This window comes from Phycisphaerales bacterium (assembly GCA_035627955.1).
Taxonomy (GTDB): domain Bacteria; phylum Planctomycetota; class Phycisphaerae; order Phycisphaerales; family UBA1924; genus JAEYTB01.
The window spans coordinates 56,176-70,079 of the sequence record DASPKU010000022.1 but is presented as its reverse complement, the minus strand read 5'-3'; the positions used below and the strand labels follow the sequence as shown (position 1 = coordinate 70,079).

Genomic DNA, 13,904 nt, shown 5'->3' with positions numbered 1-13,904 from the left:
CCGCGCCCCCAGCCGGTACGACACGATGCACATCTTCCACAACACCAGCCCCACGCCGCACGGCCAGATCGCATAGTTCCAATCTCGACGCCTCTGCGGCGCGAGCATCATCCCCATCGAGAAGGGCGCACCCGCCCTTTCACGGTCGAGCACGCGCCAGTCCCACCGAGCATCCCTCTCCCGCTTCGAGCTCGGCACAAACGGCCTCTCGGGCAACGGCCCAGATATGCGGATCAGATCGATGAAGCGCCGCTCCTGATCCTCTTCCGTCAGCACGCGCCCGAGCCAATAGACCCCGACGTCATCGCCATCAAGCGGAACGACATTCCACGCGATCCGCACCCGCCCGCTCGACACCTCCACCCGCGTCCCCGCCGTCTGCACCGCGCACCCCACCCACCCCGTCGCGAACCACACCGCCACAACGCTCAGCAACAACGGCGAGCACCACCGATGCCACAGCATCACTCGGCCCTCCCACACTCCGGACACGCCGCCCCCCGCGCCAACCCCCGCCGGTCATACCCGCACTTCTGGCACCGGTGCCCACGCCGCGCCCCCAGCCGGTACGACACCACACACGCGTTCCATAGAAACAGCAACGCCCCAACCGGCCACAGCGACAAACTCCAGCTCCGATCTCTCCAGACGCTGAAGAGGTCATGGCGCGAGTCGTCGTACACCAGCCACTCCCAGCGCTGACGCCGAGGATGCCTGTACCGCTGATCCAGCAGCGCATCAGGGTCGCGATGCTCCGCGAACACATCCACACCCCGCCGCACCTCACCAAGTCGGAAGAAACCGCCCGGTCCACGCTCCAGCGGCCGCTCGCGAGCGTGCGCCACCAGCACCCGCCCGCTCGACACCTCCACCCGCGTCCCCGCCGTCTGCACCGCGCACCCCACCCACCCCGTCGCGAACCACACCACCACCACTCCCAGCAACAACGGCGAGCACCACCGATGCCACAGCATCACGCCGCCCCTGACCACTCCTGATACCGATTCCTTTAGGCACACGCCCGCAGCCTACCACCCGCCGTGCCACCGAAATGTCATCATCTCGGTGGCCCCGTCCACCAGCCTGCACCCCCCCACCACCCCTCCCGGTACCAACCGCGTCGAATCACCGAGGAGGTTCACCATGCGGCACCTGCACCACGCCCTCGCGGTCGCGCTCACCGCCACCCCGGCTCTGGCCCAATCCTGCCCTGGCCACTTCGAAGCGCCGCTCCAGATGACCTGGTCTTTCCAGGCCCTGAGAGACGTCCTCACGGTCAAGCAGCTCACCAATGGCGACATCGTCATCGGGGGCGACGGCAGCCACCAACTGATCCACCGCTATTCCGCCGCATCAGGCACATGGTCCAGCATGGGATTCGCGTACCCCAACACGCCCGACGGACGCATCCTCGCGCTCGAGACCGACGCCCAGGGCCGGCTCTATGCCGCGGGCGAAACGATGCGGATGGGAATCGGAATGGACGCCCCGCGCAGCTTCGTCGCGCTTTACGACTCGCAGACGGATGCCTGGGCACCCCTCGCCGGCATGCCGACCGTACTCAGCGCCTGGGCCATGTTCTGCATCACGCGAACCGCAAACGGTGACATGATCTTCGGCGGTTATGCCACCTTCGCCGGACCTGACGGCTCCCGCGGCTCTGCGGTCCGCCTTACGCCGGAGACGAATCAGTGGACGGTCATCCCCACGACAGCCACCGCCTCCCCGATCATGTCCGTCCTCGAGCTCCCCAACGGTGACCTCGTCCTCGCCGGCGGCGGTTCGCGGATCGGCACCGCCACATCCCGTTACGTGGCCCGATTCGAGACCTCGACGGGCGCCTGGCACTCCATGGGTACCGGGTTCAACGACACGGTACAGACCCTCAAGCTTCTGCCCAATGGCGATGTTCTCGCGCTCGGTGACTTCACCATGGCTGATGGCGCCCCTGCACGCCGAGTCGCCCGCTACTCCTTCGCCACCAACGCCTGGACACCGGTCGGCGATGGCCTTGGTGTGACGCCGCTCTCCGGCTCGGTCACCGACGCCTTCATCCTTCCCGACGGCGACCTCATCGCCTCCGGCTGGTTCGATACCCAAACCGCGTGGGGCGCGGCCCGCTACGACGCCGCGACCAACCAGTGGTCCGGACTCGCAGGCATGCCCTACTACGCCGAGAAGCTGACGCAACTCCAGAACGGCAATCTCGCCATCGCCTGCTACGGCATGGGGGCCAACCCCCGCCCCACCGTCGCCATCTACAACCTCGGCTTCGCTGGCGACTTCAACAACGACGGCGAAGCCAACACCGACCAGGACATCGAGGACTTCTTCGCCTGCCTCGGCGGCCACTGCTGCGCCACTTGCCCCACCAACAGCGACATCAACGGCGACGGCGACATCGGCACCGACCAGGACATCGAATCGTTCTTCCGCGTCCTCGGCGGCGGCGCTTGCTGACAACTCGCTTCTTACGCCCACCTTTGCACCACCTGCCCTCCCGTTCCTATGACCTCCTCTGACTTCCTATGCCTCCTATTCCTTCCCACCCCAACCACTTACATACATAGCCGTGCAAATTCCGAACACACCTCTTGACACCCCGACCAAATACCGTATTCTCCCCCCATCATGGTCGCGCCGTCCCCACTCCCAGACCTCCCGCAGCGGCACCTGCTGACCGCGCTCCTGGAGCTCAACGCCGACCTCCCCGCCGTCGCCGCCCGCACGCGCACACCACTCGATGAACTCACAAAGTGGGCCCACTCCGAAGCCGTCCACGCCTGGCTCGAAGCCCACAACCACTTCGCCACCATCGCCCGCGAGCACCGCGAGCTCTCCCGCCTCACCCGCAACCTCGACGACCTCGAAAAACTCGCGGCCACCACCGACAACCCCATCGAAAAACGCCGCATCCTCACCGCCATCCTCCGCGGCGCCACCGCGATCCTCCGTGGCGGCCCCGCCGCGCGCTCCGACTCCCTCCCCCGTAGGGGGGCCGGGGAGTGGTTGGCGCGCGACGTTCGTTCGTCAACGCCGCCTCACCGCGGACCAGCGCCGTCCTTCGACCGCCCACCCGCACCCGTCCACACGCCCGCCCCCTCAACCCTGCCACCCCAAGCAGACCTCGCCGACCTAGCCGACCTATCTGCCTTCCCCGCTGCGAACCCGATCTCAATCCCACTCTCCCCACCCTTCTACAACCAGGACCTGTACCTCGCTCGCACCAAGCGCAAGCCCACCCCCGCCCACCTCCTGGCAGCCGCAGGCCTCCCCGCGCCCTAGTCGCCCCCAAACGCGCAGGCACACCGAACCCGGCCCCACACCGCCGGGCGCGTTGTACCTTCAACGCATGAAGTTCCTCCAATCCCTCGCCGTCGCCCCGGGCTCTTCGCCCCGCCTCGCCGACATCGACCCCTCCAACACCCACGGCCTCACCAAGTCCTCCGCCGAGCCGCTGCACACCCGAAACGTCGAACGCCTTTCCAAGCTCTCCGAGCTCCTCTGGGCCGACAACCGCTACGCGATCCTCGTCGTGCTCCAGGGCATGGACACCTCGGGCAAGGACGGCACCATCCGCAACGTGATGACCGGCATCAACCCGCGCGACTGCCGCGTCGTCAACTTCCGCCGCCCGACCGAAGCCGAGCTCGAGCACGACTTCCTCTGGCGCGTCCACGCCGCCTGCCCCCGGCGCGGCGAGATCGGAGTCTTCAACCGCTCCCACTACGAGGACGTCCTCGTCGTCCGCGTGCACAACCTCGTCCCGCAGGACCAGTGGGAGCTCCGTTACGACCACATCAACGACTTCGAGAAACTCCTGCACGAGAGCGGCACGCGCATCCTCAAGTGCTTCCTCCACATCAGCAAGGATGAGCAGAAAGAGCGTCTTGAAGCCCGCCTCGCCGACCCTGTCAAGAACTGGAAGTTCGAAGCCGGCGACATCCACGAGCGCAAGCACTGGGACGAATACCAGCGAGCCTACGAGGCCGTGCTCGAGCGCTGCAGCACCGACGTCGCGCCCTGGTACGTCATCCCCGCCAACAAGAAGTGGTTCCGCAACCTCGCCGTCTCCAGCCTGCTCGTCGAGCTCCTCGAAAGCCTTGACCTCAAACCCCCCAAGCCCCACGCCGACCTCAGCCAACTCAAGATCGAGTGACCTCCGACAAACCGAAGCGGAACACAGAGTGGACCGAGAAAAAACAGAGGGCACTGAGGAAGACTCTCAAAAGTCCTCCTCCGTGCCCTCTGTCGAACTCTGTGCGCTCTGTGTTCGGTCTTGTTGTCTTACTCCGGCTTCCCGCCGCTCATGTCGTAGATCCACTTGTCGCCCGCGCGCTCGAAGCTCAGCACCTCGCCGTCCTTGAAGAACAGCTTCAGCTCGCGCTCCGCCGCCTCGGGGCTGTCCGAACCATGGATCAGGTTGAACGAGTTCGACACGCCGAAGTCGCCGCGGATCGTCCCGGGCGCGGCCTTGCTGCCGAACGTCGCGCCCATCATGTTGCGCGCGATCGTAATCGCCCCGTTCCCGCGCACCGCCATCACCAGCACCGGGCTGCTGGTCATGAACCCGACCAGCCCCTTGTAGAACGGCCGCTCCTTGTGCGCCTCATAGTGCGTCGCCGCGAGCTGCTGGCTGATCTGCATCAGCTTGCAGCCCACGATCGCCAGCCCCTTCTCCTCGAAGCGGCTGATGATCCGGCCCATGAGCCCCCGCTGCACGGCATCGGGCTTCAGAATGATCAGGGTGGTTTCCATGTCAAAGCTCCTCTGTGGTTTGGGCCCAAGCGTAGGCGTCGGCTAATCCGCCGTCGCCAGCCGCACCGCCGCGTTGATCAGCGCCAGGTGCGAGTACGCCTGCGGCGTGTTCCCCAGGGCGATGTTCAGCTCCGGCTCCCACTCCTCCGTCAGCATCCCCGTCGGCCCCACCAGCGCGCACGCCTGCTCGAACAGCGCCTCCGCCCGCCGGCGCTCGCCGATCAGGGTGAGCGCCTCCACCAGCCAGAAGGTGCAGATGTGCAGCCCGCCCTCGATGCCCGGCAGGCCGTCGTCCTCCTTGTAGCGGAACACCGTCGGCCCGCCCCGCAGGCTCTTCTCCGTCGCCTCCACCGTCGCGATGAACCGCGGGTCTCGCGGCGGGATCATGTTGCACATTCCCATCGTCAGCACCGCCGCGTCCAGCTCGTGCCCGCCGTACACGCCGGGGAAGATGCCGAGATTCCGGTCGAAGCCCTTCTCCCACACGTCGTTCGCGATCACATCGCGCAGCCGCTCCCAAGCCGGGCGCGGCTTGCCGACGACATGCTCAGCGACGGTGAGCGCACGATTCACCGCGTGCCAGCACATGATCTTGGAGTACACGTGGTGCCGGCGCGGGCCACGGATTTCCCAAATGCCGTGGTCGGGCTCCATCCACCGCGCCCCCACCGCCTGCACCATGGCCTCGACCAGCCGCCAGCTCTCGGGCGTGATGGGCGCGCCGCGCTCCGCCAGCAGCGCCACCAGATCGACAATCGGCCCGAACACGTCCAGCTGCACCTGCGACGCCGCGCCGTTGCCGATGCGCACGGGCCGGCTCGCGCCGTACCCGCCCAGCTCGCCGATCTCCGCTTCCGGCGGCAGCTCGCGTCCGCTCACCTCGTAGATGGGCCGCAGGCGGTCGGGCGACTCAGCGGCGAACACGACCTCGATCAGCCAGTCGATCAGCTTCATCGCCGTGCCCGTGTTGCCCAGCCGCACCAGCGCCGCGGCCGAGAGCGAAGCGTCCCGCGGCCAGCAGTAGCGGTAATCCCAGTTGCGCACGCCGCCCAGCTGCTCGGGCAAGCTGGTGGTGGCCGCGGCGCAGATCGCGCCGGTGGGCCCGTGCACCAGAGCTTTCAGGATGAGCGCGCTGCGCCGGACAAGCTCGGGCTTGACCGGGCACTGCTCCAGCGTCGATGCCCAGCCGCTCCAGAATCGATCGGTCTGCCGCCGGCGCTCGGGCTCGGCGATCACCGCCTTGCGCATGGTCGCGCTGCCGTAGCGCAGCTCGAGCACTACCGGCTCCTCGCCCAACTCGATCTCGGCCTCGGCGGTCTGGTGCAGACCGTCCTGCACCAGCTTCCACTTGATGCCCGGCGCGTAGAGCACCATGGGGTCGTGCGAGCCCTCGACCTCGAGGCCGTCGGGGCTGATGATCAGGTTGGTCGCAACGCGCCCGAAGTCCAGGCGCGGCGCGAAGCGCACGAGCGCTCGCACGGAGCCCTCGATCCCCGGCGCCCGCTCGATCACCCGCAGCAGGTCCGAGCGGCCCGCGCGCTGGAAGGGCCGCCCGCCCGCGCAGTCGAGGTAGTCGGTCACAGACATGTCGGACCACTGCGTCTGAAGCACGAAGCTGTCGTTGAGGTACTTCTGGCGCGGAGGCGTCTTGGCGTTCAGCGAGCGGACCTCGTAGAACCCGCGCGAGGGGCCGCCAAGCATCTCCGCGAACATCGAGGCCGAGTCGATCCGCGGCAGGCACAACCACACGACGCGTCCGCGCGGGTCAACCATCGCGGCGGTCCGCTGGTCCGAGACCAGCGAGTGGTGCTCGATGGGAACAAGGTCGCGCCCCTGGAGCCAGTCGTTGCGCAGGAGCATCAGACGGGCGAGCAGGTGGGGGACCTCGTCAACGCTTCCGATGCGGTACTCGGCGCGGGTGGGCCCGGGCCCGATCTTGATGCCCAGGTCGGTGGGGCCCAGCGTCCCGAAGGCGTCCTCGTCGGTGGCATCGTCGCCGATGAAGACGATGGCGGTGGCGCCCACGCGGTGGCGGATCGCGGCGAGGGCCCGACCCTTGTCCCCGGGCGCGACGCTGAACTCCAGCACCTTGAGACCCGGTCGCACGATCACGCCGTCCCACTTCGCGGGCCCGGCCATCAGCTGCTCGAGCACGGGTCGCGCGGCCCGCTCGTCGGCGTTGCGGTAGTGCAGCGCGACGCTCACGGGCTTGTCCTCGATCCACATGCCGTCGATACCCGCGGCGGCGCGGACGAGCTCGCCCCGGACGCGGGCGCGGAGATCGACGATGGTCTGGGGAAGGGACGCCGCGAAGTTGCGGTCAAACTCGGTGCCGTGGCTGCCGACGAGCCACATCTTGTTGGCGCCCTGCACCATTTTGGTGAGGTCGCTGAGGGCGCGCCCGGAGATCACCGCGCCGTAGGTGTGCGGCATGTTGGCCAGCGCGGTGGTGGCGAGCAGCGACTCCTCGTCGGGCTGTGCCTTCTCGGGGTGATCCACGATCGGCGCGAGGGTGCCGTCGAAGTCGCACGCCACCAGCAGGATGGGCGTGCTTGCCAGGGTCCGCAGCCGATCGTCCAGCGGGATCATGCCTGCAACGCCTCCAGGTACTGGCTGGCCCATTCGTGAACATCGTGCCGCCTCACCATGGTCCGCAGGATCGACATGCGCTGGCGGGCTTCCATGGTCGGCAGCGACATGGCACGCTCCATCACCGTCGCCATCCCTTCGGTGTCGCGCGGGTTCACCAGAAGCGAGCGGCGCAGCTGGCGGGCGGCGCCGGCGAACTCGCTGAGCACGAGCATGCCGTCGTGCTGGGTGCGGGTAGCGATGTACTCCTTGCACACCAGGTTCATCCCGTCGCGCAGCGGGGTGACGATCATCACGTCGGCCGCGAGGTAGTACGGCACGAGGGCCTCGCGGGTGAAGCCGCGACGGAAGTAGTGCACGGCCACGCGCCCCGGCTCGCTGTACTCGCCGTTGATGCGGCCCACCAGCTGCTCGATCTTGGTGCGCATCTCCGCGTACTCGAATACCGGCTCGCGGCTGGGCGCGGCGATCTGCACCAGCACGCAGTCCTGCACGGAGAATTTGCCGCGCTGGAGCATGACTTCGAAGGCGCACAGGCGCGAGTCGATGCCCTTGGTGTAGTCCAGGCGGTCGACGCTCAGGAGCACCTTGCGCTTGCGGCCCAGGCGCTGGCGGACGAGGTCGGCCTGCTGCTGCATCTCCGGGCGCTGGGCCTGCTGCTCGAACCAGTCGAAGTCGATGGAGATCGGGAACGAGTTGACGCGGATGGTGCGGCCCTCGAGGCGCAGCTCGGTGTCGGTTCCGTCGGCCTCGGTGTAGCGACGGGCGGAGCGCGAGAAGTTCTGGGCGTCGGAGTAGGTCTGGAAGCCCACGAGGTCGGCGCCGAGCATGCCCTTAAGGATGCGCTCGCGCCAGGGGAGCCAGCTGAACAGCTCCTCGGGCGGGAAGGGGATGTGGAGGAAGAGCCCGATCTTTACGTCGGGTCGGAGGGCGCGGACCATCTCGGGCACGAGCTGGAGGTGGTAGTCGTGGACCCACACGGTGTCGCCCGGGCCCGCGGCGGCCGCGGCGGCGCGGGCGAAACGCTCATTCACCGCCTCGTACTGAGGCCACCAGGCGTGGTTGAACTCGGGCTCGCGGATGGCATCGTGATAGAGCGGCCACAGGGTGCGGTTGCTGAAACCGTTGTAGTAGGTGTCGATCTCCATTTCGCTCAGGCCGACGGAGCGCATGGCCACGCCATCCACACTGGGCAGGCGGCCGGCGCGGCCAGCGTCGCCGGTCCAGCCGATCCAGGCGCCGCCGCGTTTCTGGAGGATGGGGACGAGGGCGGTGACCAGGCCGCCGGAGCTGGAGACCCACTGTCCGTTCTTCCCGCGGCTGATCGGCAGCCGGTTCGCCACAACCACCATCTTGCTGGTTCGCGCCACTGACACCTCCGCGGGACCCGATCATTGTGCCCCGTGCACGGGCCAGTATCGAGAACCGGCGTGAGCGCACGTTCATCCTGCGGGCACAGGTTGCGTCGTATGTGAGCGCGCGTTCAGGGCGATGTCGAGTCCGTCGGCGGGGGCCTTGACATATTCCCATTGCGGAATATATTGAGGCGTGCCTCGGGCCTCTACAACCTCTGATGTGTTCTCCGCGATCGCCGAGCCCACGCGGCGCGAGATCGTGGAGCTGCTCGCCCGCCGGGGCGAGCGGCCGGTGAACGACATCGTGGCTTCGCTTCGCATGCCGCAACCGGCGGTGTCCAAGCACCTCGCGGTGCTGCGACAGGTCGGGCTAGTGGCGGTGACGCGTCGCGGACGCGAGCGGATCTACAGCGTGAACGCGAGGGAGCTGAAGGCCGTGCACGACTGGACGAAGACTTTCGAGCGATTCTGGGACCACCAGCTGGACCGCCTGAAGGAGCGCGCCGAGGCGCTCGCGAAGCAGCGGGCGGTGGCGAACAACAAACCGGAGAACAGCCAATGACGACCGCGATCGAAGACGCCGTTTCGACCCTGCACATCCAGCGCGAGGTGCGGATCAAGGCCCCCGTGCAGGATTCGTGGCAGGCGCTGCTGGACACGCTGGGGCCGGCGAGCGAGATGCCGGGCGGGCAGCCGTTCCCGATGAAGCTGGAGGCGTGGCCGGGCGGGCGGTGGTACCGGGACCTGGGCAACAACACCGGGCACCACTGGGCGCACGTGCAGGTGATCAAGCCGCCGGCGCTGCTGGAGCTGCACGGGCCGATGTTCATGTCGTACGCGGCGGTTTCGCACATCCAGTATCGACTCAAGGAGGACGGGGCGGGTACGCTGCTGACGCTGTGCCACCGGGCCTTCGGCACCATCACCGAGGAGCACCGCACGGGCGTCTCGGAGGGGTGGGAGTACGAGCTCGAGAAGATCCGCGAGCGGGCGGAGCGGCGGCTCTGAACCGTTCCTAGTCAGAGTCATTCACCGTCGAGAGAAGGCACAAAAGGAGCAAGGCAATGCAACCCGAGACCCCCAACAAGAACCATCAGTGGCTGAACAAACTCCTGGGCGACTGGGAATCGGAGATGGAGTGTGAGCCGGGCAAGAAGAGCCGCGGGACCGAGTCGTTCCGGTCCATCGGCGGGCTGTGGTACATCGGTGAGGGCAAGGGCGAGATGCCAGGCGGGGCCTCGCACACCATGATCATGTCTTTGGGCTACGACACGCTGCGCGACAAGTTCGTGGGGACGTGGATCGGCTCGATGATGAGCAACCTGTGGGTGTACGACGGGAAGCTGGAGGGCAACCGGCTGACGCTGAGCGCCGAGGGGCCGCGGTTCGACAAGCCGGGGGCGCTGGCGCAGTACCGGGACGTGATCGAGTTCGTGAATGACGACTACCGCACGCTCACGTCGTTCATGCTGGGGGATGATGGGAACTGGAACCAGTTCATGCAGGCGCACTACCGGCGACTGAAGTAAGAGCCGGTTGAACGCGAAGATCGCGAAGGAAGCGCGAAGGCGCGAAGAGGAAGTCTCTACCGCGGAGGGGCGCGGAGGGGGCGGAGTTTCGCGGAGGAAGGCTTTGGTTGGGCGCGCTCGTTTGCACCCTGGCCCACGCTCCTCTTGATTCTACCTCAGACTCCGCGTGACTCCGCTTCCTCCGCGTTCCTCCGTGGTGGATGTCTTCATTCGAGAACGTGCGCCCGTCTGTGGCGCGTGGGTGATGTGCGCGCGTGTGCCAAGGAAGTGCTGAGATGTCGACCTCTGCAACTGCTGACCGGGAGATTGTTCTGACGAAGCTGATCGAGGCGCCGCGCGAGCTGGTGTTTGACTTGTGGACGAGCCCGGAGGAGATCGGGGCGTGGTGGGGTCCGCAGGGGTTCACGACGACAACAAGCTCGATGAACGTGCGGGCGGGCGGGTCGTGGCGGTTCACGATGCACGGGCCGGATGGGCGCGACTACGACAACCTGATCACGTACCTCGAGGTGACGCGGCCCGAGCGACTCACCTACAAGCACGGCGGCACGCCCGGCGGCGAACCCATCGACTTCCAGACCACGGCCACCTTCGAGCCCGCCGGTGCCGCGGACCAGAACACGCTGGTGACGCTGCGGATGACGTTCTCGTCGGCGGCGGTGAAGGAAGCGGTGATCGCGAAGTACGGGGCCCTGGAAGGCGGCAAGCAGACGCTGGGGCGGCTGGCGGAGGCCGCGGCGATGCGGAGGCGTGGTGCGGGCGTGGAGGGCGAGGGCAGGCCGTTCGTCATCACGCGCGTGATCCAGGCGCCGGTGGAGCTCGTGTACCAGTTGTGGACCGAGCGCGAGCACCTGGAGCAGTGGTTCGGGCCCAAGGGGACGCGGCTGACGGTGAGCGAGATGGAGCTGCGGCCGGGCGGGCGGATGGTGTACCGCATGGGGATGGCGGACGGGTCGGCGCACTTCGGGCGGTGGGTGTTCCGCGAGATCACGCCGCCGGAGCGGCTGCTGTTCCTGGTGTCGTTCGCGGATGAGCGGGGCGAGCCGGTGCGGGCGTTCTTCGATGAGACGTGGCCGCTGGAGTGGCTGTCGGAGGTCACGTTCAAGCCGCACGCGGGGATCGGCGGGGGCACGGTGGTGACGGTCACGTGGACGCCGACGAACGCCACGGCGGCGGAGCGGAGAGCGTTCGAGGATGGGCACGCGTCAATGAGCGGCGGCTGGGGCGGGACGTTCGAACAGCTGGCGGGGTATGTGGGGCGGCTGGGGCGGCGGTAGGCGCAATCGCAGTTCAGAACACGCCCGCGGGATGAGGGTCCCGCGGGCTTGCCTTTGCCCGCTGTGAGACTACTGTCTCACGAAGCGACGTTCGTCGCACGAACGGAAAAGACGCACCAGGAGATGAGCCATGCCGCTGACGCCCGCGCAGATGGACCGCAAGATCGACGAGCACTTCGGGTTTGAGGCTACGGATGACGTGGACGGCGTGGTCGCCACGCTCGCGCCTGATGCGGTGCACGACATCGTGGGCTACCCGACGGGGCCCACCGTAGGGCGCGACGCGGCTCGGCCCTTCTACAAGCAGATGTTCAAGGACCTCGCGGAGAGCCGCACGACGATGATCAAGCGGCTGTACGGCGACAACTTCCTGATTGACGAGTCGATGTGGGAGGGGCGGGCGCCGGGCCGGCCGTTCGGGCTGGAGGGGCGGAACCGGCCGCTGCGTTTCCGGCTACTGCACGTGGTGGAGTTCACCGGTGACGGGCAGATCGGGCGCGAGCAGGTGTGGCTGGACATGGCCGCGATTCTTCAGCAGTTGCCGCAGGACTGAACCACATGGCACGAGTGAAACAAGCAGCAGCTGGGCGTGCGGGCGGGCAAGCGGTTGGGCAAGGGGGCGGGCGGGCGAACCAGCGGGCACGCACGCGGAAGGACCTGCTCACCGCGGCGGCGCGGCTGTTGAAGAGCGGGCGCAGCCCGGATATGGACGAGGTGGCAATGGAGGCGGGGGTCTCGCGGGCGACGGCCTACCGGTACTTCCCGACGGTGGAGGCGTTGCTGGCCGAGGCGCCGGTGGATCGGGCCGTGCCGGAGTCCGCCGCGTTCTTTGAGGGGGACACATCGACGGACCCGGTGGAGCGGGCGCTTCGGGCCGAGGCGGCGATGCACGAGGTGGTGTACGCGAACGCGGCGCAGCTGCGGCTGATGCTGGCGGCGTCGGTCACACGGGTGCTGGATGGGGAGCGCGGGGTGCCGCTGCGGCAGAACCGGCGGACGCCGCTGATCGAGGCGGCGCTGGAGCCGGTGCGGGCGAAGCTGGGGCGGGAGACGTACCGGCAGTTGTGCGCGGCGTTGGCGCTGGTGTTCGGGACCGAGTCGATGATCGTGCTGACGGATGTGCTGGGGATGCCCGAGCCGGCGGCGCGGAAGGTGAAGGCGTGGGCGGTGGAGATGCTGGTGGAGGGGGCGTTGCGGGAGGCAGCGTCTCGGCGTAGGGGAGGCTGAAAGGGCGGGTGGAAGAGAGGCATCAGGGCAGGAGGCGCCAAGGCATCGAGGCGGCGGAAAAGAACAAGCCCCGCAGGGTTGGTCCCTGCGGGGCGTTGTGCTTTCCAAGTCGGGGTGACAGGATTTGAACCTGCGACCTTCTCGTCCCGAACGAGACGCGCTACCAAGCTGCGCTACACCCCGGGTGCAGGGACGATGGTAGGCCGCTCGGGGCCGCCACGCCCGCCGGGCGTTCACTTGTCGACGAAGTTGGGGATGGTGGTGTAGATGTTGTCCGCGTTGTAGTTCTCGACCACCGTGCCCGGGGAGCCTGACTTCTTGACGCCGCAGAGGCCGTCGGGGCCGAGGGAGTAGAAGTACGGGCGGTGGCCGACGCACATGCCGCCGTCCCCGTCGGGCTGATTGTCGGCGGCGGTGCCGGTGCCGGTGGGGACGTTGTTGCGGCGGATGTTTGGGACCGAGTAGGCGGTGCCGGCGGGGAGACCCGCGGGGAGCGGGCACACGGCAATGGTCGGGCGGGCGGTGGCTGGGTTGGGCGAGTTGTTGGTAGGGTCGTCGGAGTAAACACCCTGAAACGTGGGATGTACGTAACGAATGGGCTTGCCCCAGGCGTCGAAGACCGTCAGGAGGGCAGGCTGCGGCCCGGTGCCGTCAATGTCGTACATGCGGACGTATTGCTGGGGGATCTTGTCGAGGATTTTGCTGACTTCAGGCTTTGTCCGTGCTTCCTCGTAGAACATTCCGACGGCATTGACCATCGGGTGCCCACCCGGGAACTCGCCGGGGACGGCAACAGCGTTGGTGGTCATGTCTCGCACGTCGCCGATGGGGAAGTACGTGAGAGTTCCGGCCGGGTCGCGGTGGACGTAGATCGCGGTCGGGTTGTCTCCGGTGGACGTGATGTAGGTCTGCATCGCCTGGTCGAGCACCTGGATGATCTGCTGGGTGGTGCGCTGCTTGCCGCCGCCGACGACCTGGGTGCCGACGAAGAGGGTGAGGCCGACCAGCACGCCGATGATGCCGACGACTACGAGGAGCTCGATGAGCGTGAAGGCGCGTCGGGCGGTGTGGACGAGGCGGGGTGTGCGGCGTGCCATGGTCGTCTCCTGTTTGCAGCCCAAGCGTACCCGGAAGTTTCCTGCAATGCACCCGGATTTCCCGAACAGCAC

The 13,904-nt window shown here is 67.6% G+C and carries 15 protein-coding genes and 1 tRNA gene; 9 read left to right on the top strand and 7 right to left on the bottom strand.

What is annotated here, in order from left to right; all coding sequences use genetic code 11:
- Window positions 1-465, bottom strand: a 465-nt coding sequence (locus VD997_17850; protein HYE63859.1) for a hypothetical protein, incomplete at its 3' end; no start/stop codon positions are given.
- A complete protein-coding gene (locus VD997_17845; protein HYE63858.1) occupies window positions 465-974 on the bottom strand; it encodes a hypothetical protein in 510 nt (169 codons plus the stop codon). The genes VD997_17850 and VD997_17845, both read right to left, overlap by 1 nt.
- Before the next feature lie 169 nt (window positions 975-1,143).
- Here VD997_17845 and VD997_17840 point away from each other — a divergent pair, with 169 nt between their 5' ends.
- The 3 genes from VD997_17840 (at window position 1,144) to VD997_17830 (ending at window position 4,159) form a co-directional block, all read left to right on the top strand.
- Window positions 1,144-2,460, top strand: coding sequence for a hypothetical protein (locus tag VD997_17840; GenBank protein HYE63857.1), 1,317 nt, complete (start codon window positions 1,144-1,146; stop codon window positions 2,458-2,460).
- Window positions 2,461-2,631: 171 nt separating this feature from the next.
- Window positions 2,632-3,285, top strand: a complete 654-nt coding sequence (locus tag VD997_17835; protein ID HYE63856.1) for a hypothetical protein — start codon at window positions 2,632-2,634, stop codon at window positions 3,283-3,285.
- Between the two features lie 67 nt (window positions 3,286-3,352).
- Window positions 3,353-4,159: a polyphosphate kinase 2 family protein gene (locus VD997_17830; protein HYE63855.1), complete on the top strand. Its 807-nt coding sequence runs from the start codon at window positions 3,353-3,355 to the stop codon at window positions 4,157-4,159.
- A gap of 128 nt (window positions 4,160-4,287) precedes the next feature.
- Here VD997_17830 and ndk read toward each other — a convergent pair whose 3' ends face one another.
- From ndk to VD997_17815, 3 genes are read right to left on the bottom strand one after another with little or no spacing between them, the layout of a single operon-like run.
- Window positions 4,288-4,758 (bottom strand): nucleoside-diphosphate kinase, encoded by a 471-nt coding sequence (gene ndk / locus VD997_17825; protein HYE63854.1) that lies wholly within the window; start codon window positions 4,756-4,758, stop codon window positions 4,288-4,290.
- A gap of 42 nt (window positions 4,759-4,800) precedes the next feature.
- Window positions 4,801-7,347 carry a trehalose-phosphatase gene (gene otsB / locus VD997_17820; GenBank protein ID HYE63853.1) on the bottom strand — a complete coding sequence of 849 codons (2,547 nt, stop codon included), beginning with the start codon at window positions 7,345-7,347 and terminating at the stop codon, window positions 4,801-4,803.
- The gene (locus tag VD997_17815; protein ID HYE63852.1) at window positions 7,344-8,717 is read right to left on the bottom strand and encodes a trehalose-6-phosphate synthase; all 1,374 of its coding nucleotides are present in this window, start codon (window positions 8,715-8,717) and stop codon (window positions 7,344-7,346) included. Before VD997_17815 ends, otsB begins: the two co-directional genes overlap by 4 nt.
- Before the next feature lie 205 nt (window positions 8,718-8,922).
- On the opposite strand from VD997_17815, the gene VD997_17810 reads away from it, so the two are divergent.
- From VD997_17810 to VD997_17785, 6 genes are all read left to right on the top strand, one after another.
- On the top strand, window positions 8,923-9,264 hold the full coding sequence (locus VD997_17810) for a metalloregulator ArsR/SmtB family transcription factor (GenBank protein ID HYE63851.1): 342 nt from the start codon (window positions 8,923-8,925) through the stop codon (window positions 9,262-9,264).
- A complete protein-coding gene (locus VD997_17805) occupies window positions 9,261-9,710 on the top strand; it encodes an SRPBCC domain-containing protein (protein HYE63850.1) in 450 nt (149 codons plus the stop codon). Before VD997_17810 ends, VD997_17805 begins: the two co-directional genes overlap by 4 nt.
- 56 nt (window positions 9,711-9,766) lie before the next feature.
- A complete protein-coding gene (locus tag VD997_17800) occupies window positions 9,767-10,231 on the top strand; it encodes a DUF1579 domain-containing protein (protein ID HYE63849.1) in 465 nt (154 codons plus the stop codon).
- A gap of 275 nt (window positions 10,232-10,506) precedes the next feature.
- On the top strand, window positions 10,507-11,508 hold the full coding sequence (locus VD997_17795; GenBank protein ID HYE63848.1) for an SRPBCC family protein: 1,002 nt from the start codon (window positions 10,507-10,509) through the stop codon (window positions 11,506-11,508).
- Between the two features lie 130 nt (window positions 11,509-11,638).
- On the top strand, window positions 11,639-12,061 hold the full coding sequence (locus tag VD997_17790; GenBank protein ID HYE63847.1) for an ester cyclase: 423 nt from the start codon (window positions 11,639-11,641) through the stop codon (window positions 12,059-12,061).
- Window positions 12,062-12,066: 5 nt separating this feature from the next.
- Window positions 12,067-12,735, top strand: a complete 669-nt coding sequence (locus VD997_17785) for a TetR family transcriptional regulator (GenBank protein HYE63846.1) — start codon at window positions 12,067-12,069, stop codon at window positions 12,733-12,735.
- Window positions 12,736-12,844: 109 nt separating this feature from the next.
- Here the strand turns inward: VD997_17785 and VD997_17780 are convergent.
- Window positions 12,845-12,918: transfer RNA gene (locus VD997_17780), tRNA-Pro, on the bottom strand.
- Between the two features lie 50 nt (window positions 12,919-12,968).
- Complete coding sequence (locus VD997_17775; protein HYE63845.1) at window positions 12,969-13,832, bottom strand: prepilin-type N-terminal cleavage/methylation domain-containing protein; 864 nt, start codon at window positions 13,830-13,832, stop codon at window positions 12,969-12,971.
- Window positions 13,833-13,904: the final 72 nt, after the last annotated feature.

Coding starts and splice junctions, on each gene's coding strand:
- VD997_17790 (HYE63847.1), top strand. CDS start 11,639: ATGCCGCTGACGCCCGCGCAGATGGACCGCAAGATCGACGAGCACTTC.
- VD997_17845 (HYE63858.1), bottom strand. CDS start 974: ATGCTGTGGCATCGGTGGTGCTCGCCGTTGTTGCTGGGAGTGGTGGTG.
- VD997_17775 (HYE63845.1), bottom strand. CDS start 13,832: ATGGCACGCCGCACACCCCGCCTCGTCCACACCGCCCGACGCGCCTTC.
- VD997_17835 (HYE63856.1), top strand. CDS start 2,632: ATGGTCGCGCCGTCCCCACTCCCAGACCTCCCGCAGCGGCACCTGCTG.
- VD997_17805 (HYE63850.1), top strand. CDS start 9,261: ATGACGACCGCGATCGAAGACGCCGTTTCGACCCTGCACATCCAGCGC.
- VD997_17785 (HYE63846.1), top strand. CDS start 12,067: ATGGCACGAGTGAAACAAGCAGCAGCTGGGCGTGCGGGCGGGCAAGCG.
- otsB (HYE63853.1), bottom strand. CDS start 7,347: ATGATCCCGCTGGACGATCGGCTGCGGACCCTGGCAAGCACGCCCATC.
- VD997_17840 (HYE63857.1), top strand. CDS start 1,144: ATGCGGCACCTGCACCACGCCCTCGCGGTCGCGCTCACCGCCACCCCG.
- ndk (HYE63854.1), bottom strand. CDS start 4,758: ATGGAAACCACCCTGATCATTCTGAAGCCCGATGCCGTGCAGCGGGGG.
- VD997_17830 (HYE63855.1), top strand. CDS start 3,353: ATGAAGTTCCTCCAATCCCTCGCCGTCGCCCCGGGCTCTTCGCCCCGC.
- VD997_17800 (HYE63849.1), top strand. CDS start 9,767: ATGCAACCCGAGACCCCCAACAAGAACCATCAGTGGCTGAACAAACTC.
- VD997_17795 (HYE63848.1), top strand. CDS start 10,507: ATGTCGACCTCTGCAACTGCTGACCGGGAGATTGTTCTGACGAAGCTG.